An 18,589-nucleotide genomic window follows, 5' to 3' on the forward strand; every position below is an offset into this window, starting at 1 on the left:
CAGCCCCTGCGCAACCTTTCCAGGTTGTGCAGGGGCTGATCTTCCTTGAAGCAGGGCCACTATGTCAGTGAACGCGTACCGCCACAACCCACTTTGCTGCTGAAAATCCCAAACACGCCGGGAAACCCTTGCCTTCAGCCGCGGAAAGCGCCCAAAGAAGGTCGTGGCGGCACACCCCTCAGGCCCGGCCGCTACTTCTTGGCCGCCCTCACGGGGTGCTCGCTCAGGATGGAGAGACGGTTGAAGGCATTGATGCCGATGGCTGCCATGCAGATGACGCTGATCTGCTCCTCCGAATAGTGCTGGCGGGCCTCTGCGAACAGCTCAGCGCTGGGCCGGGATGAGCTCATCCGCGTAATCTGCTCGGCAATCTTCATGGCCACCACCTCGCTGGCTTCGAACAATTGGACTTCTCTGTACACAGCCACCAAGGACAGCCGCTGTTCTGTTTCGCCGTACTTCAAAGCCCGACGATGATGCAGGTCCAGGCAGAATGCGCAGCCGTTGATCTGTGAGCACAGGTAATTAATGAGTTCCAAGGTACGGCGTGGGATGCCAAGACGGTCGGCTTCATCGACCAATTGTTGGGAGTACTGGGTGAGAGTGGCGTAGAGCTCGGGTTGTTGCTTGTCCAGATAACCGGCAAGGCGCGGCGATGTTTCCTGTTCGGGCATATTTGGAGCTTAACGCAGTGAGCGAGCGTCCGCAGGAACAGGCGGTTAGGTGAGAGAGCGTCGGCGAAAAGGGGGGATTCGGTGAGAGAGGGTCCTAGTCGCGGGGAGTGGGGATGTCGGCGGCGAGGCGGATGTGGTTTTCCGCCAGCCACGACGGGTTGAAAGCCTTGCTCAGGTAGTTCGTGCCGGCGTCGGGGGCTATGGCCACCACCACGGAGCCGTGTGGAGCCGCACGGGCCACACGCAAAGCGGCAGCTACGGTGAGCCCGGACGACGGCCCCAAGGACAGTCCTTCCTCGTCGAGGAGCCGGTGGACCACGGTGTAGACCTCGTCGTTGGGGATGCGCAGGAACCGGTCCACGATGGAGCGGTCGAACGCTTTGGGCCACTCCGATTGCGGCCACGAGTTGCCCACGCCGTCAACCAGGATCTCTTCGGGGTGGCCACCACTGTAAGCGGAACCATAGGGATCGGCGCCCACCACTTCGACGTGGCCACCCGGGCGGAAGGCCGCCACTTGTTCCTTGAGGTAACGGCCGTTGCCGCTGATGGTCCCGCCGGTCCCGATGCCCGCAACGAAGTGTGTGATCAGCCCACCGGTCTGTTCCCAGATCTCCGGCCCGGTGGATTCGTAGTGCGCCAGCGGGTTGGCCGGGTTGTCGAACTGCATGGGCCGCCACGCACCGGGGGTCTCGGCGGTGATCCGGGCGGCAACTGCCCGGGCATTTTCCGGCGATTCCGAGGGCGCGTTCCAGTCAGTCAGGATCACGCGGGCGCCATAGTTATGCAGCGCGGCGAGTTTCTCCTCGGAGATGGTGTCGCCGGTAACCACCACCACGGGATGTCCGGTCAGGTGTCCGATCAGCGCCAGGCCAATCCCCGTGTTGCCGGACGTGCTTTCCACAATGGTGGCGCCGGGCCGCAGTTCACCGGATCTCTCGGCCGCCCGAACCATGCTCAGCGCGGTGCGGTCCTTGATGGATCCGCCGGGGTTCTCCGACTCAAGCTTGACGTGGATGCTGCTGCCCAGGCCCCTGCCCAGGTTCTCCAACTTCACCAGCGGCGTGTTGCCCACCTTGTCCAGTACGGAGGTATCCAGCCCGTCGGGCGCCCCCGTTGCAGCATGCACCCCGTGCCTGCGGGCTGCCGTTGTCACCATGTTCCTCCTCCTTCCGCTGCGGCAACGTCCGTGGCCCGGACGCTGCGCACCTGGTCAGGCCTCGGCCCCTCCCATACCGCCGCCACTGCCTCGCGCAGCACACGCCGTGCCCGGTCAACAAGTTCGGGGGCCGACGGCCGCTCCGCCAGCACATCGGCCAAGCGGCCCACGACGGCGGCAGTCCCCTTCCCGAGCGGTTGCGCGGCTCCCGCTTCGAGCAGCAGGTAGGACGCAGTGAGGGCTTCAATAGCCAGGAGTTTCTCCAAGGCGTCCAGGGATTTTTCGAGTTGCTGCAGGGCGAGTGGCGCCAGAGTCGAATGATCTTCGACGTCGGCGGACAGGGTTGGGGCTCCCAGGGTGGCCGGAGCCGCGAGGAACTTTAGTTCGGCCAGCAGACCGGCCGCGGAGTACCACAGCAAGCCGGGAAGCTCTTCCTGGGCCAGACCGGAACCGGCGGCCGCGGCAGCGAGGTGCTTGGCACGGATGGCACGCTGCGGCGGGTACAGCTTGGCGATCCGGCGTTCGCTGGAGATCCCCACATGTGCCAAGGCCAGGCGCAGGCCTTCGAAGGACAAGGCAAGCTGCATCGGCTGGAAGTTTCCACCGGAGACCATCTGTCCGGACTCCAAGTCCACCAAGGGATTGTCGCCGCGGCCGTTCAACTCCACATCGAGCGCGAAGCGAAGCTGCGCAACCAGGGCCCGGAACGCGCCGTGGGTTTGCGGCGCGGCCCTGAAGGACAGGGCGTCCTGCACGGAGACCTCGGGACGGACGTCTTCCAACCACCCACCGCTCAAGAGCCGGCGGACAGCGGCGGCCGATTCGCGCTGCCCGTCCACCGCCTTGGCCGCCTGGATGGCCGGCGAAAAGGGACTCAGGTTCCCGCCGCCGTCGTACCTTGCGGTGGTTTCCAGGGACAGCGCCAGCCCGACGTCGGCAAGCCCTGCCACCTGCTGCAGCCGCACGAGGGCGAGCGCGCCGGCCCCCGTCGAGTAGCTGTTGGCGCTGACCAGGGCCAAGGCCTCCCCTGCCGCGAGCGTGAGTGGCTGCAGCCCGGCGTCGGCGAGCGCCTTGGCGCCGGGCACCAGGGTGCCTTCGGCGTCGAAGGCTTCACCTTCACCGATGGCGACGGCGGCGACGGCGGCAAGCTGGGTCAGATCGGAAGAACCCACTGAGCCCTCGCTCGGGATCGCGGGATGCACCCCACGGTTCAGGAGTTCGGCGTAAAAGCCTGCTGTTTCGGGTCGGACGCCGGAGCCGCCGCGGCTGAAACCTATGAGCCGGGCGAGGATGACGGCCCGGGCGGCGGCAAGGTCCAGATAGGGGCCCACTCCGCTGTTGTGGTAGCGGACCACCTGCACTTGGTAGCTGAGGACGGACTCCTCCTCCACAGCGGTGTCCCGCCCGGAGCCCAGCAGGGTGTTGAGCCCGTAGACGCGTTGCCCGGACGCGGCCGTCCGTTCCACGATTTCCCGTGATCGCCCCATCAATGTCAACGCATCATGGTTGAGTTTCACGTGAAACGCCGGGTCAGCGGCAACCTGGGCCAAGCGCTCGGGAGGCACAGCGGCGGTCCCGATCACCAGTTCATTGGGTTCGGGGGCCATGTCAAAAGTCCAGGAGGTTTTGGCGGAAACCTCCGTTGCCGTAACTGCTCCTCAACAGCCCGCGGCGCCGAAGCTCCGGGGTGAGTTTGTCCAGCACGGAGTGGACCGTCACGGGATCCACAAACCCGGAGAAGAGGAAGCCGTCACCGCCAACAGCTGTGCCGGTCTCTTCGAGGTAATCGGCGATCTCCCCAGCAGTGCCAATGATCGAGTCTCCGGCTCCCCCGCTGCGGGCTTGAAGGATCTGGCGCAACGTGGACCCTGGAGGGGCTGCCTTGGAGAAGTGTTCCAGTGTTCCCTGGTTGCTGTTGGTGCTCAGGGTGGGGAGGGGCTCGTCGAGGTCGAACTTCTTGAAGTCGATCACCGAGAGGTAGGAAATCGAGTTGAGTTGGCTGTCGATGTCCCGCTGCGTGAGCTCCCGCCGCTGAGCCCTTAGTTCCTCCGCCTCGGCCGTGGACCCCACCACGGTGGGCTTGAGGACGAAAAGGACCTTGACGTCGTCGGGGTTCCTGCCCACCTTCGACGCCTCCTCGCGGATGGAATCGCGGTAGGCCTTCATGCCGTCCACCCCGCGCGCCAAAGCGATCGCCACATCCGCGTTTCCGCCCGCGAAGGCCTTGCCGCGGGGCGAGGCCCCGGCCTGCACCAGCACCGGTTCCTCCGGCAACGGCGCGGTGTTGAGCGGCCCACGAACCCTGAAGAAGTCCCCCTGATGGTTGATCGGGTGCACCTTGGTGTGGTCGGCGAAGACACCAGCGGAGACGTCCTCAAGCACAGCGCCAGGTTCCCAGCTGCGCCACAGCCGCCTGACGACGTCGACGAATTCCTCCGCCTTCTCATACCGCAAGTCGTGTTCAATCTGTTGGTCCAGCCCGTAGTTCTGGGCGGCGAGGTCGCTGCCGGAGGTAACAACATTCCACCCGAGCTGGCCCTCGGAGAAGTGCTGGAGCGTGGCGAGGAGGCGGGCCGCGGTGAAGGGAGGATAGAAGGACGCGCTGACGGTGGGGACTATCCCCAGGTGTTCCGTGGCGGACAAAAGGTACGGAACCAGGGCCAGGGGGTCGTGCTTCGGCGCGAAGGACGCATGGGCCAAGGACACCTCAGCCGTGCCCCCGTACGTATCCGGGACGGTGAGGGAATCCTCGATGATGAACAGGTCCAGCCCGGATCGCTCAAACGCCCTCACGGCCTCCTGGTACAGCGCGGGTTTCTTCCAGTCGTAGCCCAGGCCGTAGCCGGGAGTCCCCCAGCCCTGGACTCCGAATCCGTGGCCCACGAACCATCCAAAATGCAGCATGGGCTTGAGTGTAGAACTGCTGTGTCCGTTCACCGCGACCTGATTTCATGCGAAGTTACAGGGGGTCGTACTGCGTCAATTATGCTCCCGCGGGGTCACATTTGGACCCCGTTCGGCCCACCCCTGGAAGGCACCGGTTACGCAACATGACGACGACGGTGCAGTCGCCAAATGCGGCTGACCAGCTGTGGATGTTACGTTTTTCTTGAGTAATGAGCACCAGCGTTAAGCCCTGACTTGCTGGTCGGCAACCCTCTCCCGCGGCGGGGTGCCTCAGGTGACTACTCGGCGTATTCGACACTTCGAACTGCAAGCGTGACTGAGGAGCACCACGAATGCCTGAAACCACTGAAGAAAAACTCTCCTACCGCCTGATCACGGGCCCCGATACCCGTGACTTCTGCGAACGGATCTCCGCGGCCTTGGCCGAGGGCTACGTGCTGCACGGCAGCCCCGCGGCCACGTTCAACGGCGAAACCGTGATTGTTGCACAGGCCGTCATCTTGCCCGCTGCAGTGGCCAGTGCGGACGCAGCCGTGGCGAGCGCCGTGGACGAGTTGGACAACTACGAGGAAGCATTCGAGGGCCACGCATGAGCTACGCAGGTGACCTGACCCCGCAGGACGCGTGGGCAAAACTTGAAGACGGCGCCATCTTGGTGGACGTGCGCACCGAAGGCGAATGGGCCCATATCGGCATTCCGGACACCAAGGCCACAGAGAACGATCCCCTGTTCATCCAGTGGAACCTCGCCGGTGGCATCCCGAACTCACGCTTCCTCGAGGACCTGCAGCAGCAGGCTCCCGAAGGCGACGGCGTGGAGCTCGTTTTCATCTGCCGCTCCGGCCAGCGCTCCATCGCTGCTGCCATCGCCGCCACGCAGGCCGGCTTCACGGCCTACAACGTCCTTGAGGGCTTTGAGGGTGAACCGGACCGTTACGGCGAACGCACCGTGAATGGCTGGAAGAATCGTGGCCTGCCGACCAACCTGGGGAACGACTAAAAGTGACTTTCAATCCTGACGCCGCCGGCTGGAGCCCTGACACCCAGGCCGTCCGCGGTGGCCTTGACCGTACCAATTTCCAGGAAACGGCAGAGCCCGTCTTCCTGAACTCAGGCTTCGTTTACGAATCCGCAGCTGCCGCCGAACGCGCCTTCACCGGCGAAGACGAGCGCTTCGTCTACTCGCGCTACGGCAACCCGACCGTCGCCACGTTCCAGGAGCGGCTGCGCCTGCTCGAAGGCACGGAGGCGTGCTTTGCGACGGCGTCCGGCATGTCCGCGGTCTTCACTGCCTTGGGTGCCCTGCTGGGTGCCGGTGACCGTGTGGTTGCCGCCCGCTCGCTGTTCGGCTCCTGCTTTGTGATCCTCAACGAGATCCTGCCGCGCTGGGGTGTGGAGACGGTCTTCGTTGATGGTCCGGATCTGGAGCAGTGGCGTGCGGCCTTGTCCGAACCAACGACGGCCGTCTTCTTCGAGTCGCCGTCCAACCCGATGCAGGAAATCGTGGACATCCAGGCCGTCAGCGAACTGGCCCACGCCGCAGGGGCGACGGTCGTCGTCGACAATGTCTTTGCCACTCCCCTGCTGCAGCGCTGTGGCGACCTGGGCGCGGACGTGATTGTCTACTCCGGAACCAAGCACATCGACGGCCAAGGGCGAGTGATGGGCGGGGCGATCCTGGGAACCAAGGAATTCATCGATGGCCCGGTCAAGAAGCTCATGCGCCACACTGGCCCGTCCTTGTCCTCCTTCAACGCCTGGGTGCTCACCAAGGGCCTCGAAACCATCGGACTGCGCGTGAACCACAGCTCCGCGTCCGCGTTGAAGATCGCCGAGTGGCTCGAGCAGCAGCCGGCCATCAGCTGGGTCAAGTACCCGCTGCTCAAGTCGCACCCGCAGTACGAGCTCGCCACCAAGCAGATGAAGGCCGGCGGAACCGTGCTCACGTTCGAGCTCTCGCCGTCCGGTGGACGCACAGCCAAGGAAGCTGCTTTCGCGCTTCTGGACGGGCTGAGCGTCATCGACATCTCCAACAACCTGGGCGACTCCAAGTCCCTCATCACCCACCCGGCCACCACCACCCACCGCGCCATGGGACCGGAGGGTCGCGCAGCGATCGGGTTGAGCGATGGCGTGGTCCGGTTGTCCGTAGGCCTTGAGGACGTGGACGATCTCATCCTGGATCTGGAGAAGGCCCTCAAACAGGTCTAACCTTCATGCCATGAGGCATCCATACCGCCGCGCTGGGGCTGTCATCGTCGCGGGTTCCGTGGTGTGGCTGGTGGGGATTTCACCCGTTCCGCAGGTCTACACCACGCAGGATCCCGCCGAACGCCTGCGGCTGCTGATGCGTGGCGAGCGGGGCTGGATTGTGGGGCACCACCTGGCTGCCGCAGGAACCGCTGCCGTGCCGATGGGGTTCGCCGCCTTCGCCCGGGCGCTCCCCGAGGGAACGGCCAAATCCTTCGGTGGTGCGTCCGCTGCGGCCTTGCTGGCGGGCGCACCGCTGTTTGTCTACAGCCTGTCCCGCCGGGCTTCGGACCTTGAGCGCTTCGCCTACCGCCGAGGATCCAACGCACCGTTCCTGGGCTACTCTTGGCTCCACATTGCCGGGCTGGGCGCTCTGGGCGTGGGCCTGCTGAGTTCCCGGGCGAAGCGCTGGGTGGGGTTCACCGCCTCGGGCGCGGCTGCGCTGTTCGGCGTGATCCTGCTGACCGCCAAGGACATTCCGCCGTTCGCCTTCTACGTCACGGAGGGACTGGTGGGGGCCTACTTGATCGCCTGGGATGATGAGGCCGGGTCAGGCCCGCCGGACCCTGCCGAGGACGGGCGCGGGATCTCGATGGGCGTCGGCTGACGCTCCGCGCACGGTCACCCTGGCGGCATGCCCGACGGCGGCCGCGAGGGCCTCCGGGGTTGGCGGGCTCTCCGGGTGCCTCTGGTGTTTGCGGTTGAACCGCGTCACAGCCTCCCGTTGCTCGTGGGCACCGTTGCCGCGCTCCAGGATGTCCGCGATCCCGGCTTTGACCAGGCCCAGTTCGCCCTGATCGTCAAGGACCGGGCTCAGGTAGTCCACCAGGGCCCACACAACGTCGGCAGCCGGTTCGGGACGGAACTCCCCGAAGTCCAGCAGGTCTCCGCGGAGGCCTACGTTGCTGGCCTGCCAACTGGCCATGCGCAGCAGCGCCGTGGGCACCGAGGAGGGCTCAACGCCGTCGAGCATTTCCAAGGAGGCCGTTTCCACCAAAGCCCGCACCAATACCGCAATCAGGGCCGCGTCCTCTGATCGAAGGCAGACGTCGGCCACCCGGACCTCCACTGTGGGGTGGTTCCGCGAGATCCGCGCATCGAAGTAGATCATGCCTTCGTCCAGGAGCACGCCGGTGTCCAGCAAGCGGTTCACCATTCGGCGATAGGCCGTCAACGAGCCGAACACAGCGCACGGACCGGACGTGGGCCACCTGTTCCACGCCTGGATGCGGTAGCTGTCAAAGCCCGCGGGAAGGCCGCGCCAGTAGGGAGAGTTTGCGCTCAGGGCCGTGAGTACCGCGAGCTTGTCGCGGATATGGTCCAGCACCACCACGCCCTCCTCCGGCGACTCTACCGAGGTGTGCACATGGAAGCCGCACGTCAATTGCTCATGGGCCGTCAACCCGAACCGCTCCAGCATCTCGGCGTAGCGGGGATCGGGCGTGGTGTGCGTCGCGGAAGCCAAGGGAGACGTGCCGAGGGCTGCTATCCGGGCGCCGTGTTTCCGGGCAGCTTCGCTGGCCATGGCACGGCCGCGCCGGATCTGGTGCAGGAGGTCTGCGTAGCTGTGGCACGGCCGTGTTTGGGTTTCGAGCTGCTCGAGTTTGAGTTCGTAGCTGAGCCCGGTGCTTGTTTGCTGCGGGTGGCTCCCATTGAGCAGTGCATCCGCGAGGGCCAACGGTTCGCCCGTCACGGGATCGACGATGAGCAGTTCTTCCTCAACCCCGAATGTCCGCATGCTTTATTTTGCGCTCCGCGCTCCGGCCGCGCACCCCTTCCCGCCGTTCGCACCAGGTAGACCTGGAGCGCCGGGCGAAAACCGGCGCGGCGGGGGCATGCAAAGGGAGCGAATGGCGCGAACGGGTGCGCCAGCCAAGCTAGTCCTGGAAGTACTCCACCTTCGCGCCAATGGTGTTCAAGCGCTCGGCCAGGTCCTCGTAGCCGCGCTCGATCACGTAGATATTCCGGAGCTCGGACGTTCCCCGGGCCGCGAGCATGGCCAGGAGCAGGCAAGCCGCCGGACGGAGGGCCGGCGGGCAGCCGATTTCCGCGGCGCGCCACTTGGTGGGTCCGTTGACGTAGATCCGGTGCGGGTCCAGGAGCTGCACCTGGGCGCCGAGCTTGTTGAGCTCCGTCAGGTAGATGGCCCGGTTTTCGTAGACCCAGTCGTGGATCATGGTCTGGCCCTCGGCGTTGCCCGCGATCACGGCAAAGAACGGGAGGTTGTCGATGTTCAGGCCGGGGAACGGCATGGGGTGGATCTTGTCCTGCGGAGCCCGGAGTTCCGAAGGCTTGGTGGTCACATCCACCAGGCGGGTGCGGCCGTTGCGGGCCTTGTATTCGCCGGAGATTTCCAGCTTTTGGCCCATCTGCTCCAGCGTGGCGAGTTCGATCTCCATGAACTCGATCGGCACGCGGCGGATGGTCACCTCGGAGTTGGTCACGATGCCGGCGGTGATGAGGGACATGGCCTCGATGGGGTCTTCAGAGGGGAAGTACTCAATGTCCACGTCAATGCTGGGACGGCCGGTGATCCGCAGCGTGGTGGTGCCGATGCCCTCGATGCCTACGCCCAATCCCTGCAGGTAGAAGCACAAGTCCTGGACCATGTAGTTGGGGCTGGCGTTGCGGATCACGGTGGTGCCCTCGCGGTGCGCGGCGGCCATGATCGCGTTTTCCGTCACGGTGTCGCCACGCTCGGTCAGCACGAAGGAGCGGTGGTGCCCGTCGGCGGGAGGAGCGGCCACGGAATAGAAGCCGGACTTGGCCTCCACCGTCAGGCCGAACTCGCGGAGGGCCTGCATGTGGGGTTCAACCGTACGGGTACCAAGGTCGCAACCGCCGGCGTAGGGCAGTTGGTATTCGCTGGTTTCATCCAGGAGCGGGCCGAGGAGCATGATCACGCTGCGGGTGCGGCGGGCCGCATCCACGTCCATCGATCCAAGATCCAGGACCTCGGGCCGGCGGATGCGGAGGTCGCTGCCGTTGAGCCAGGTGCATTCGACGCCGATGGACGTCAGCACCTCGACGATGCGGTTGACCTCTTCGATCCGGGCCAGGCGCCGGAGCGTGGTGGTGCCGCGGTTGATGAGGCTGGCACAGAGCAGGGCAACGCCGGCGTTCTTGCTGCTGTTGACGTCCACTTCCCCGGAGAGGGTGCGGCCTCCTTCGACCCGGAGGTGTGTCATTTGGGGCCGACCCACTTTGACGATGGACCGGCCAAAGATTGCTTCCAGTCGTTCGATCATCCGGAGGCTCAGGTTTTGCCTGCCTTGTTCCATCCGGGCAATGGCGCTCTGGCTGGTTCCCAGCTCAGAAGCGAGTTGTCCTTGCGTCCAGCCCTTTTCGCTGCGGGCGTTGCGGAGCAGGAGGCCTACGTGTTCTGGCGTAGCTTGCGTCATACCCAAGAAATATCACAAATGATCTATAAGGGTCGATCAAAACGCCGATTCAAGGACAAACATCACACCGTACCCGAACTGTGCGATATAGAAGCACGACGGCGGAACCCACCAAAGCGTCAGGCCCGCCAGTATCCCAACGCGTCGATGCGGCGCTTGTCCACGCCCAAAACCTTGCGCAGGTGTTTCACGATTGCCCGGGTGCTGGAAGCTTCGCACGCAATCCAGAAGAAGTCGTCCTCGAGCGAGACACTTTCGTGCGTGACCGCCGAGCAAACGTCAGCAACCAGGGACGCACCGTCACCCTTACGGGGAACCCAGGTGACCACGTCGGAACCGGACGTCCGCACCTCAAGCGAGGGGTCGGCGTCGTGCTGGTACTCAAGCCACAGCGTCGCGGGCGCCGTGACGCCGGATGCGGGGCGTGCGTCGAGGAGCGAATTGATCGCCGGGATGGAGGCCGGATCACCCACTACCCAGAGGTGCCGCGGGGCCGGCGGGAAGTCAAAGGCGCTGCCCTGGACGGTGGCGTCGATGGTGGCTCCGGGCTGGACAGTACGGGCCCAATCGGCGGCAATGCCATCATGCATGGCGAAGTCCATGCTGAAGGTTCCGGCTCGGGCGTCAGGATTGACCAAGGTGTAAGCACGCTGGTGGCCCTTGCCGGCGTCGTCGAACCAGAGGCGGATCCACATGGTGGGGTGGGGTTCGCTGTCGATCAGCAACCCACCGTCCCGGACATGGATGCGCAGGAAATCCGGTGAGATTTCCTCCCGGCCCGTGACTTCCAGCGTGAAGTCCTTTGCGCCCATGACTTTGAGGACTACGCCTTCCCAACTGCGCTTCACGCAACACTCCTTCACGAACGCCGCCGATTTTGCGAACCCGGCACAAACACCTATCTTGAACTTAAGTAAGCCTAACCTAAGCTCGAAAGCAGTCCCCGATTATGACGTCTGCCCCGACGCAACACCCCGCCCCGGCAGGCGGCACCGGAACCTACCGCGATGAGTGGGGAATCCCGCATCTGTGGGCGGACTCCGCCGACGAACTCGCCTTCCTGCAGGGATACAACGCGGCAGCAGACAGATCGTGGCAGATTGAGCTGGAACGATGGCGGTCGGAGGGCCGCACGGCCGAACTGCTCGGTGAAGCCGCCATAGCGTGGGACCGGTTCGCCCGTCAGGCCCGCCTGGATGACACGGCCCGCCGCTGTTTCGAAGGACTCGATGAAGCCACGCAGCGTTGGTGCGGGCAGTACGTGGCTGGAGTGAACCAGGCCTTGGCCGACGGACTACGCAGCGGCCCGGAATTCGAAGAAGCCAACGCCACCCCTGGGCGCTGGAATCCGTGGACTCCCCTGGGTGTTTTCCTGGTCCACCACATCTTGTTCTCCACGTTCCCCAACAAGCTCTTCCGGGCCCACGTCGCCCGGACGCTCGGTGACCAGGCCGTTGGCCTTTTCAGCATCGAGGCTCCCGTATGGTCCGGCAGCAATGCGTGGGCGGCACACGGTTCCCTGACGGACAGTGGGCTGCCGCTTGTTGCGGGCGACCCGCACCGGCTCATGGAATTGCCGGGCGTGTACCAGCAGATCAGGCTGGCGTGCCCGGACTTCGATGCCGTGGGCTTCGCCTTCCCTGGCGTTCCCGGGCTTCCGCACTTCGGACACACCGGCCACACCGCGTGGGCCATCACCAACGCCATGGCCGATTACCAGGACCTTTTCGAGGAGCACCTCCGCCGGGTGCCGCTCCGTGGGACGGACGGTGAACGGGTCCTGGCCCGCGGCGCCGAGGGCTGGGAGCCGGTGAGGGTCAGTTCCGAGACCATCACGGTCCGTGGTTCCGGCCCCGTCCAGGTCGAGATCCTGGAGACCGCACGCGGTCCGGTCATTTCGGAAACGCCCGACGGCGGCGCGCTGAGTCTGCGCTTCCCCGCGTACGTTGAGGGGCGCTTGGGTTTCGAGGCCCTCCTTCCGCTGCTGCGGAGCCGTCAGGTTGCCGATGTGGAAGCCGCGTTCGACTCCTGGGTGGAGCCGGTGAACAGCGTGATCACGGCAGACTCCGCCGGGTCCGTGCGGCACTTCGTCGCCGGTCTCGTGCCACAGCGCAACCCTGCAAACCGTCGGCTTCCCGTACCCGGGCTGTCCGCCCGCCACGCGTGGGACGGCCAGTACGTTGCCCTCCCCCGCACGGAGATCACCAGGTTCGCGGTCAGTGCCAACGATCGCGCCGCCGGGGGTGGGGACGCTGTGGCCCTCGAGTTCGCCCCGGAACACAGGGCCCGCCGGATCAGGGAGCTCTTGGAGTCTTCCCGGAGTCCGCTCTCCGTTGACCGGATGCAGGCTATCCATTCGGACTCTGTTCTTGGTCCATGGCCGTTTTTCCGGGAGCTCCTGGATGGCCTCGACCCTGATGACCTGTCCCCTGTGGCCCATACGTTGCGCGCCTTGTTGCTTGTCTGGGACGGGCACATGGATGCAGAGAGCCGTCCGGCCGCGGTGTTCGCCGCTTGGCGCGGTGCCTTGGTGCAGCGCATTGCCAGGCACCAGGCGTTGGCCCGCCTGGCAGAACCCACTGGCTACCCAGCGTTGTTCGGACCGTGGCTGTCCGTGGCCTCCCGGGTGGGTTTCGCCCTTGAAACGCTTGTTGCCCGCGGTTCCGAGCTTGGTATCACCATCCCTGTTGAAGCTGCCGCGGCCCTTGAGGATGTGGCAATGGAGGAGTCGTTCATGAACGGTGCCATGTGGGGTGACAGGCACCAACTCCTGCCTGTGCACGAGCTTCCGGGGCCCTGGGCTGACTCCGCCCCTGCGGCCCGGCTCAGTGGAGACACGGGCTGCGTCCTCTGCACGGAGAGCCTTCCCGGGGTGGAGGATCGAAGCTTCCGCGGGCCCGTTGCCCGCTATGTCTGGGACTTGTCCGAACGCAGCAACAGCCGGTGGATCGTCCCCTTCGGAGCCGCGGGCAAGCCGGACCACCCACACTTCGCCGACCAGTTACCGCTGTGGTCCACCGGGGAGTTGGTACCCGTGGTCACGGACTGGGAACGGCTCGCCAAGGACGCCTGATTCTTGGTTCAACCACGGCTTTTCACCACCGCATCGCATCGCATCACACAAAAGGAAGCACATGACTACCACCACCCAGGACTTCGCCGTCCGCACCACCATCTACGCCGAAGAGCTTAAGGGCTGGGGTTCGCTCCGGATTGTCCCCTTGGTTCCTGCGGAGGACATCGACTTCGTCTACGAGTGGGTTTCGCAGCCACGCGCCAAGTTCTGGGGCATGACGGAAAAGTCGCGCGAGGAAGTCCTGGGCATCTACGAGTTCCTGGACTCCCTGGACACCCACCACGCGTTCCTGGTGGTCCTCGACGGCGAGCCGTTGGCCCTGTTCCAGACCTACGAACCGCTGCACGATCCCGTGGGTGAGGTCTACGCTGCGCGCGAAGGGGACATCGGAATGCACCTCCTGTTGGCGCCGGCCACGCGTCCCATCCCGCACTTCACGCCGCGACTGGCAACCTCACTCATCAAGTACATGTTCTCCGTGCCGGGCAAGGACCGGATCATCGTGGAACCGGATGCCCGCAACGCCAAGGCCCTTCGCCGGCTCGAAGCGACGTGCTTCGAACTGGGACCGATCGTCCAGCTGGAAGAAAAGGAAGCCCAGCTTGGGTTCCTGACCCGTGCCGGTTTCGACGAGATCCAGGCGGACAACGCGGACCGCTAAAAGGCCCCACCGAAGCAGGGAGCCGCGGGCTTAGGTCCACGGCTCCCTCTGTTGTCTCATGCCTTGCACTTCGCGCGGTTGAAGCGCAGCCTCACGAGGTGCACTTCGCTCGGCTTACCGCCAGACAAAACTCCATGTCCCTGCCCCCACGGCCGTCAACACAGCGGCAACGGCAATCAGCACCCCACCGAGCAACACCCACACATCCAGCAGCGAGTACGTGGATTCGCGTGCCCAGGTCCGCTTGCCACCGCCGAAGCCCCGGGCTTCCATGGTCACCGCCAGCCTGGAGGCCCGCCGGACGGCCTGGACAAGGAGCCCAAAACTCTGCCCGAGCGTGGCCTTCAAACGTTGCATCGGACTTCCCTGCGATCCGACTCCACGCGCACGCCGAGCCATGCCGATGGTCTGCCATTCTTCCGCCATCAGACCCACCAGCCGCATCGCCGCGAGCGATCCCAGGACAAAGCGGTGCGGCAGCCGGGCTTTCTGCGCCAGCGCGTCGGCCAGGTCCGTCGGGTCGGTGCAGGTCATCAGCAAGATCGCCGGCAGGGCGATCGCCAAGCCGCGCAGCATGAAACCCAGCCCCAGCTGGAGGGAACCTTCGCTGATGGACCAAAGTCCGACGTCGAGCAATACAGCGCCGCTGTCCGGCGCCACGATCGCGGTGCTCCAGCCGCCGATCGCTGCCGCGATGATGAGGGGCCACGCACGGACCCACAGAAGCCGCACCGTCAGCCCGGCCAGTGGAAACAGCGCAAGCTCTGCCACGAGCGCAATCGACGCCGAGACCCAGTCGATGGACAGGGCCAGCACCATGGAAATCAGGAAGACGGCCACGAACTTGGCCAAGGGGTTGGCCCGCGTCAGGAGCGCATGGTTGCTCCCCAGGCTCAGTGCCTCCCTCATGCGGCACCTGCTTCCTGTTTTTCGGCCTGGTTCGCTGGCGTGAGCCGCAATTCCGTACCGCCCAGGACTGCGCTGAACTCCTCGTCGTGGGTCACCGAGACTACGGCCGTGCCTTGGTCCAGCAGCTCCGACAGGAACGAGGCCAACTCGGCCCACGTGTTCGCGTCCTGGCCAAACGTGGGTTCGTCGAGCACCAGCACTTGGGGATGCGCGGCCAGGACAGTGGCCACGGACAGCCTTCGTTTCTCGCCGCCGGAAAGGGTGTAGGGGTTCGCGTCCACCAAGTGCGTCAGCCGCAGCCGCTCAAGCAGTTCGTCCACTCGTTCCTCGCCGTGGCCAAGATGCCTGGGGCCGAACATGAGCTCATCCAGGACCTTGCCCGTGACGAACTGGTGCTCCGGTTCCTGGAAAACGGTACCGATGCGGGAGATCAGCTGGTCTGCTTTCCACTTGAACGGATCGATTCCGGCGCCTTGGGAAAGTTCGACGGCGGCAGACACCTTGCCGTGAACCGGCGCCAGGAGGCCCGCCATCGTGAGCGCGAACGTTGACTTGCCCGCACCGTTCGGACCCGTGATGGTCAACGCTTGTCCGGCCCTGACCTGCGCGGTAACCCCGGCTTGGACAGGCACGGGTGGGATCCTCTTGAATCCCCGGCGACGGGGTTTTTCCCGGGACACAGCCAGGTCCTGTGCCGCCAGAAGCAACGGTGCCGGTCCCGTAGGGTCGGCCTTCCTGCCCCGGGTCCGCGGGACATAGCCGGGAACCCACACGCCGGCATCAATGAGCATGGTCCGTGCCTCGGAAAGCACGCGATCCGGCGGCCCGTCCAGGAGGACCCCACCGCCGGGTTGCAGGACCACAATCCTGTCCACCAGGTCCTTCCACACGGACACCCGGTGCTCCACCACCACCAGGGTTGCACCGGTCTTGTCCAGGCAGCGGCCAACGGCGTCGCGGACTTCCAGCACTCCCGCCGGGTCCAGGTTGGCTGTCGGCTCGTCCAGCAGGAGCAGCCCTGGCCGCATCGCCAGAATTCCGGCAAGCGCAAGGCGCTGCTTTTGCCCTCCGGAGAGTGCCGCCGTCGGGTGGTCCAGTGCCAGGCCGCCACCTGCAGCGGTACGCAACCCGACGTCGTCGAGCGCTTCATGGACGCGAGCCCAAATCTCTGCCCTCGGAACGGCGAGGTTCTCGGCACCAAACGCTACGTCGTCGCCCACGCGGGACAGGACCACCTGCGTTTCCGGGTCCTGCTGCATCAAACCGGCGCGGCCCCGCTGTTCGCGCGGCAGTGCGCCGTCGATCAGCAGTGAGCCTGTTTCATCCGAGTCGTCTTCCTCGTCGCCCAGCACCCCGGCAAGGGCGTGCAGGAGCGTCGATTTGCCGGCTCCGGAGGGACCCAGCAGGAGCACGCGCTCCCCGGGTTCGATCCGGAGGTCCAGTCCGTGGATGGCAGGGGCGGACCGCCCGGCGTGCCGCCATCCCCAGCCCTCGGCGGAGATGGCGGCAGGCTGGCCGCTGTTTGTGGCGGCCATCAGTTGAAGACGGGCTCCGACGCAGCCTTGCGGGACGCGAAAGCGCTCAGCACGCCAGTGGAAGCGAGTCCACGGGTAGCTACCCAAGACAACGCACCGGCAATGATCGCGCCGGACAGGGTGCAGAATGCGATGTACGCCAGCTTGTCCACGGCCTCGTAGGCGATGTTCCAGCCCCACGGGAGGAACGAGTCGTTGAGGCCGCAGAAGAGTCCAGCACCGGCACCCGCCAGGAGCGAGGTGGGCAGGTTGAACTTCTTGTAACGGAACGCAGCGAACACCAGCTCGGCGCCGAGGCCCTGCAGGATGCCGGAGATCAGCACCGTGGTGCCGTACTGCGAGCCCATGATGAGCTCGCCGGTGGCGGCCACAGCCTCGCAGAACAGCGCCGCACCCGGCTTGCGGATGATGAGCATGCCCAGCACTGCGGGGATCATCCAGCCGCCGGCGATCAGGCCGGTAAGGGGCGGGTAGGCCGCGTTCATGGGGATGGATACGATTGCGGCGCCCTGGGACCATGCCCAGAAAATCACGCCGCCGGCGATGGCGATCAACGCTGCCACCACAATGTCTACAACACGCCAGCTGTTACTGGTCTTCTTCACGCTTGCCGTGGTCATTTCTTTGCCTCCTGAGGTTACAGGAGGGGAAAGTGCTCCCCGGATACCCCGGCCGGCTCACGCCGCCCTGGTCCGGACACTCTGAGAAGCTCGACTCCCTTGCGCCGGTACTAACCGGATCAGGTTCGAGGGTCTGCGGCTGTCCGCACTCTCAGCGCCCTCGCGTCTCCTGCATCGCTGCAGGTTCGACGGCGGCGCTCCCCTGTCGTTATCAATCTGCCCTTATGGGCGTGGTTCAGTTTACACCTGAAGGGGTTTGCGGGGTCATGCGGCTGGTCATAAATCCGTTGCGGGGCCTGCTTTACGCGCCATTCCCCGACCTTAGGGCGCACAACAGGCCCCGCAACGTAGCTGAGACAATGGCTGCATGACGGAAACTCCCGGTCCAAGCCATCCTGACGCAGCCAAGCCAGTGGCCGAAGCCCGCCTTGCGGCCAGCGTGATCCTGCTGCGCGATACGCCTGCTGGGCTGGAGGCCTTCGTCCAGCACCGGGTGTCCACCATGGACTTCGCGGCGGGGATGGTGGTGTTCCCCGGTGGCCGCGTGGACGCCGCGGATTCCGCAGGATGGGACTACTCACCCGGGCTTCTGGAACGGCATGCCAAGGAGTGGCGACTGAGCTCAATCGCCGCAGCAGAACCCGATTCCCCCACGACCGGCGGACAGGCAGGCAAGAGCGCCGGCACCGTTCTCGCCGCCGCCATCCGCGAGGTCCAGGAGGAAGCCGGCCTCACGTTGGATCCGGCCGACCTGCGGCCGTGGGCCAACTGGATCACGCCGGTGGACATGCCCAAGCGGTTCGATACCTACTTTTACGTCGCCAAGCCTGCCCCGGACACCGCACCGCAACACCAGACCACCGAGGCCTGGCAGTCACTGTGGATGCCCGTTGACGGAATCCTGTCCGCGGAGGCCGAGGGCAAGCTGCAACTCATGCCGCCCACGTATTACCTGCTCAAGGAAATCTCCGGTTTCGATTCCGTTGATGCCATGTGGACCGCGGATCATAAGGTGGTTCCCGTACTGGCACCACCGGGCTCCCTGGCCGCCTTCCTCAAGGAGAGGGCGAGCCGGGGCTAAGCAGGATCCTCCGGGTTGTGAGGTTAGGCTGAAGGCATGAACTTCTTCCTCAAGCTTCTGGGCGCAGGCGTGAGCCTCGGCGCGGGTTTCCTTGGCACCAAGCTGGTCAACAAGGGATGGGAAAAAGCCACGGGCAACAAGCCGCCCAAAGGCAACGATGACATGGAAACGAGCCTCCGCTCAGCACTGACGTTCGCCCTCATCTCGGCGTTTGTCAGCACCCTCATCCAGGTCCTGGCCAGCCGGGGTACGCAGCGCGCAATCGCCCGCTTCGCCAAGTCCCAAGACATCGTCTAACACCAACGCGGGGTCACTT

The 18,589-nt window shown here is 65.2% G+C and carries 18 protein-coding genes and 2 riboswitches; of the genes, 8 read left to right on the forward strand and 10 right to left on the reverse strand.

What is annotated here, in order from left to right; genetic code table 11:
- Nucleotides 1-191 precede the first annotated feature (191 nt).
- The 4 genes from ACH488_RS16750 to ACH488_RS16765 form a co-directional block, all read right to left on the reverse strand.
- Nucleotides 192-674: a carboxymuconolactone decarboxylase family protein gene (locus ACH488_RS16750; protein ID WP_397325697.1), complete on the reverse strand. Its 483-nt coding sequence runs from the start codon at nt 672-674 to the stop codon at nt 192-194.
- Between the two features lie 94 nt (nt 675-768).
- On the reverse strand, nt 769-1,833 hold the full coding sequence (locus ACH488_RS16755; RefSeq protein ID WP_397325698.1) for a PLP-dependent cysteine synthase family protein: 1,065 nt from the start codon (nt 1,831-1,833) through the stop codon (nt 769-771).
- Entirely contained in the window at nt 1,827-3,440 is a 1,614-nt protein-coding gene (locus tag ACH488_RS16760; protein ID WP_397325699.1) for an aromatic amino acid ammonia-lyase, read from the reverse strand. The genes ACH488_RS16755 and ACH488_RS16760 overlap by 7 nt, the downstream gene beginning before the upstream one ends.
- Before the next feature lies 1 nt (nt 3,441).
- Complete coding sequence (locus tag ACH488_RS16765; RefSeq protein WP_397325700.1) at nt 3,442-4,770, reverse strand: NtaA/DmoA family FMN-dependent monooxygenase; 1,329 nt, start codon at nt 4,768-4,770, stop codon at nt 3,442-3,444.
- A gap of 175 nt (nt 4,771-4,945) precedes the next feature.
- A riboswitch (SAM riboswitch) is annotated at nt 4,946-5,059 on the forward strand.
- A gap of 13 nt (nt 5,060-5,072) precedes the next feature.
- On the opposite strand from ACH488_RS16765, the gene ACH488_RS16770 reads away from it, so the two are divergent.
- From ACH488_RS16770 to ACH488_RS16785, 4 genes are read left to right on the forward strand one after another with little or no spacing between them, the layout of a single operon-like run.
- The gene (locus ACH488_RS16770) at nt 5,073-5,333 is read left to right on the forward strand and encodes a DUF1737 domain-containing protein (RefSeq protein ID WP_397325701.1); all 261 of its coding nucleotides are present in this window, start codon (nt 5,073-5,075) and stop codon (nt 5,331-5,333) included.
- Complete coding sequence (locus tag ACH488_RS16775; protein ID WP_397325702.1) at nt 5,330-5,740, forward strand: rhodanese-like domain-containing protein; 411 nt, start codon at nt 5,330-5,332, stop codon at nt 5,738-5,740. The genes ACH488_RS16770 and ACH488_RS16775 overlap by 4 nt, the downstream gene beginning before the upstream one ends.
- A 2-nt stretch (nt 5,741-5,742) precedes the next feature.
- Entirely contained in the window at nt 5,743-6,951 is a 1,209-nt protein-coding gene (locus tag ACH488_RS16780) for an O-succinylhomoserine sulfhydrylase (RefSeq protein ID WP_397325703.1), read from the forward strand.
- A gap of 10 nt (nt 6,952-6,961) precedes the next feature.
- Nucleotides 6,962-7,597: a hypothetical protein gene (locus ACH488_RS16785; RefSeq protein WP_397325704.1), complete on the forward strand. Its 636-nt coding sequence runs from the start codon at nt 6,962-6,964 to the stop codon at nt 7,595-7,597.
- On the opposite strand, the gene ACH488_RS16790 is transcribed toward ACH488_RS16785, so the two are convergent.
- The 3 genes from ACH488_RS16790 to ACH488_RS16800 all read right to left on the reverse strand — a co-directional run bounded on the left by ACH488_RS16790 (nt 7,541) and on the right by ACH488_RS16800 (nt 11,239).
- Complete coding sequence (locus ACH488_RS16790) at nt 7,541-8,728, reverse strand: glutamate--cysteine ligase (RefSeq protein ID WP_397325705.1); 1,188 nt, start codon at nt 8,726-8,728, stop codon at nt 7,541-7,543. The two genes, ACH488_RS16785 and ACH488_RS16790, sit on opposite strands and share 57 nt — an antisense overlap.
- Before the next feature lie 139 nt (nt 8,729-8,867).
- Complete coding sequence (locus tag ACH488_RS16795) at nt 8,868-10,391, reverse strand: UDP-N-acetylglucosamine 1-carboxyvinyltransferase (RefSeq protein ID WP_397325706.1); 1,524 nt, start codon at nt 10,389-10,391, stop codon at nt 8,868-8,870.
- 119 nt (nt 10,392-10,510) lie between these two features.
- The gene (locus ACH488_RS16800) at nt 10,511-11,239 is read right to left on the reverse strand and encodes a siderophore-interacting protein (RefSeq protein WP_397325707.1); all 729 of its coding nucleotides are present in this window, start codon (nt 11,237-11,239) and stop codon (nt 10,511-10,513) included.
- A gap of 101 nt (nt 11,240-11,340) precedes the next feature.
- Here ACH488_RS16800 and ACH488_RS16805 point away from each other — a divergent pair, with 101 nt between their 5' ends.
- Nucleotides 11,341-13,464 (forward strand): penicillin acylase family protein, encoded by a 2,124-nt coding sequence (locus tag ACH488_RS16805; RefSeq protein ID WP_397325708.1) that lies wholly within the window; start codon nt 11,341-11,343, stop codon nt 13,462-13,464.
- A 61-nt stretch (nt 13,465-13,525) separates the two neighbouring features.
- Nucleotides 13,526-14,128 carry a GNAT family N-acetyltransferase gene (locus tag ACH488_RS16810; RefSeq protein WP_397325709.1) on the forward strand — a complete coding sequence of 201 codons (603 nt, stop codon included), beginning with the start codon at nt 13,526-13,528 and terminating at the stop codon, nt 14,126-14,128.
- Between the two features lie 114 nt (nt 14,129-14,242).
- Here the strand turns inward: ACH488_RS16810 and ACH488_RS16815 are convergent, their stop codons facing one another.
- The 3 genes from ACH488_RS16815 to ACH488_RS16825 are packed head-to-tail and all read right to left on the reverse strand — an operon-like array spanning nt 14,243 to nt 17,192.
- Nucleotides 14,243-15,037, reverse strand: a complete 795-nt coding sequence (locus tag ACH488_RS16815) for an energy-coupling factor transporter transmembrane component T family protein (protein ID WP_397325710.1) — start codon at nt 15,035-15,037, stop codon at nt 14,243-14,245.
- Nucleotides 15,034-16,572, reverse strand: a complete 1,539-nt coding sequence (locus ACH488_RS16820) for an ABC transporter ATP-binding protein (protein WP_397325711.1) — start codon at nt 16,570-16,572, stop codon at nt 15,034-15,036. The genes ACH488_RS16815 and ACH488_RS16820 overlap by 4 nt, the downstream gene beginning before the upstream one ends.
- A complete protein-coding gene (locus ACH488_RS16825; RefSeq protein ID WP_397325712.1) occupies nt 16,572-17,192 on the reverse strand; it encodes an ECF transporter S component in 621 nt (206 codons plus the stop codon). Before ACH488_RS16825 ends, ACH488_RS16820 begins: the two co-directional genes overlap by 1 nt.
- 78 nt (nt 17,193-17,270) lie before the next feature.
- Nucleotides 17,271-17,406, reverse strand: a riboswitch (TPP riboswitch).
- Between the two features lie 153 nt (nt 17,407-17,559).
- Here ACH488_RS16825 and ACH488_RS16830 point away from each other — a divergent pair.
- Together ACH488_RS16830 and ACH488_RS16835 are read left to right on the forward strand one after the other, a co-directional pair.
- The gene (locus ACH488_RS16830) at nt 17,560-18,273 is read left to right on the forward strand and encodes an NUDIX hydrolase (protein ID WP_397325713.1); all 714 of its coding nucleotides are present in this window, start codon (nt 17,560-17,562) and stop codon (nt 18,271-18,273) included.
- A 36-nt stretch (nt 18,274-18,309) separates the two neighbouring features.
- Nucleotides 18,310-18,570, forward strand: a complete 261-nt coding sequence (locus ACH488_RS16835; RefSeq protein WP_387438201.1) for a DUF4235 domain-containing protein — start codon at nt 18,310-18,312, stop codon at nt 18,568-18,570.
- The last annotated feature ends 19 nt before the right edge of the window (nt 18,571-18,589 follow it).

This window comes from Paenarthrobacter sp. NPDC018779, from assembly GCF_044391085.1.
In the GTDB taxonomy this organism is placed as follows: domain Bacteria; phylum Actinomycetota; class Actinomycetes; order Actinomycetales; family Micrococcaceae; genus Arthrobacter.